This is a genomic window from Paraburkholderia humisilvae (assembly GCF_902859855.1).
Taxonomy (GTDB): Bacteria; Pseudomonadota; Gammaproteobacteria; order Burkholderiales; family Burkholderiaceae; genus Paraburkholderia; species Paraburkholderia humisilvae.
In genome coordinates this window covers 1-2116 of the sequence record NZ_CADIKH010000277.1, presented here as the reverse complement: position 1 = coordinate 2116, position 2116 = coordinate 1, and the positions used below count along the sequence as shown (strand labels likewise).

The 2116-nt window shown below is 60.6% G+C and carries 2 protein-coding genes; both read left to right on the top strand.

What is annotated here, in order from left to right:
- Positions 1–1253: hypothetical protein (locus tag HV796_RS41845; protein ID WP_217478228.1), on the top strand; the 1253-nt coding region annotated here is incomplete at its 5' end.
- Between the two features lie 152 nt (positions 1254–1405).
- Positions 1406–2026, top strand: a complete 621-nt coding sequence (locus HV796_RS46365; RefSeq protein ID WP_246356392.1) for a DUF6431 domain-containing protein — start codon at positions 1406–1408, stop codon at positions 2024–2026.
- Positions 2027–2116 lie beyond the last annotated feature (90 nt).

Sequence of the window (2116 nt, the reverse complement as noted above, 5' to 3'; positions counted from 1 at the left end):
CGCGTGGACTGCCGCTTTCCCATGCGGAGCAGCAGATCCACGACAGCCTGTACGCTCCAGTGCGTCGACAGCCTGCTGCCCCCCTCCCGGGCAGCAGTCGCGCAAAGCCCCATGCACGACTCGTGCCGACACTACCTGAGCACATCGATCTGCTGAAGGATCTGCCCGAGGAACTGGATCGGAGATACCACTCCAGCGTCAGGCGGTTCCTGGCGCATCTGGAGGAGCAGGGACAGTCATGGTCGCAACTGGTGCCCGCGGGCAGCGGTGAGGGTGCGCGTCCTGCCGCGCTTGAACAGGCAGTCAACGAGGGTATTTGGCATCATGGCTTGCCGCCTAGCACGCGCGCAGCCATCAACCAGGCCTTCGGGCTCAAGCTGCGAGGCGACATAAAAGGAGCCTGGGCCCTGGTTCCGCCGGATCTTCAGGAGCACAAGGATCTGCTGAAGAATCTGCCCGGGAAACTGGCTCAGGCATACCGCTCTAACGTCAAGTGGTTCCTGGTGCATCTGGAAGAGCAGGGTCAGTCATGGTCGCAACTGGTGCCCGCGGGCAGCGGTGCGGATGCGCGTCCTGCTGCGCTTGAACAGGCCATCAACGAGGGGATCCGGCATCATGGCTTGCCGACCAGCACGCGCGCAGCCATCAACCAGGCCTTCGGGTTCAAGCTGCAAGGCGACATACAAAGAGCGCCCGATCTTCTGGAGCACAAGGAACTGCTGAAGAATTTGCCAGAAGAACCGGATCCTGTATACCGCTCTCGCGTCAACCGGTTCCTGGTGCATCTGGAAGAGCAGGGACAGTCATGGTCGCAACTGGTGGCCGCGGGCAGCGGTGGGGGTGCACGCCCTGCCGCGCTTGAACAGGCGGTCAACGACGGTATCAGGCATCATGGCTTGTCGACTAACACGCGCGCCGCGCTTAACCGGGCCTTCGGTTTCAAACTGCAAGGCGACATAAAAAGAGTTCGGCTCGCGCCGGATCTTCAGGAGCACAAGGATCTGCTGAAGGATCTGCCTGAAGAACTGGGTAAGGCTTACCGCTCTAGCGTCAACCGGTTCCTGGCGCATCTGGAAGAGCAGGGACAGTCATGGTCGCAACTGGTGGCCGTGGGCAGCGGTGCGCGTCCTGCCGCGCTTGAACAGGCAGTCAACGAGGGTATCCGGCATCATGGCTTGCAGACCAACACGCGCGCTGCGCTCAACCAGGCATTCGGGTTCAGGCTGCAAAGTAAAGCAGAAAAGCGCGGATAGCCCGGTCGACTGTGTCGCGACAACAATGAGCAGATGACGAATCGCAAGTGTTGCGTCGCGAACAATACGCGCCTCGGGAGAGGAGTTTGTCGCGTGATCGGCGAGGGGGAATTTCAGAACGTCGCCACGAGCGAGACGAAGCAGACGTAAGGATGGCCAATGTTGCTCTGATATCGTGCGATGTCTACCAAACGCCGTACGAGCATCAAGAACAAACTGGCCATGCATCGGATTGTATTTGCATTTCTCACTCTCGAATAGCATCGTCGCGCTGTCGTCACTACACCCCAGTCGTACCGTCCGGATCGTTGCCCGCGTTGTGGCGTCGGTTCCTGTGGGGACACGGCTTCTACGATCGCAAGGCTGATCGCCGCGCCGGCGGCGATCTCAATCCTGTTTCTGTGCCACGTTTCCAGTGCTCTTCGTGCCGACGTACATGCTCGCGCCTGCCGTTATACATATGCCCGCGCCGCTGGTATAGCTGGGCGCTGCAGCAGCAGGTGCTACAGCTACTGATTGCGGGCGCCTCGCTGCGCCGTGCCGCGGCGATCTTCGCGCCCGGCTATCACACGGTACGGGGTGGCGCTGGCTGGCAGCGAAGCACGAGCGCTTCTCCTTTTATCTGCGCATTCGCTTTGCGTGGCTGGGTCGCAGCGTGGATTGCACGGATCGCTGGCTTGCCTGCTGCGGTTCGAAGCCTTTGTGCGAGGCGATGGCGTGGCTCAATCACGACGGCGTCGCTGTCCCATGATTGCGTATTCCGGCGATCGTGATCAGGGATTTCGGCTGATCGTGATCGCTGATTCCGAACGATCGTGATCAGCCATTTCGGTCGAACGTGATCGCAGATCATGGGTTTCCGA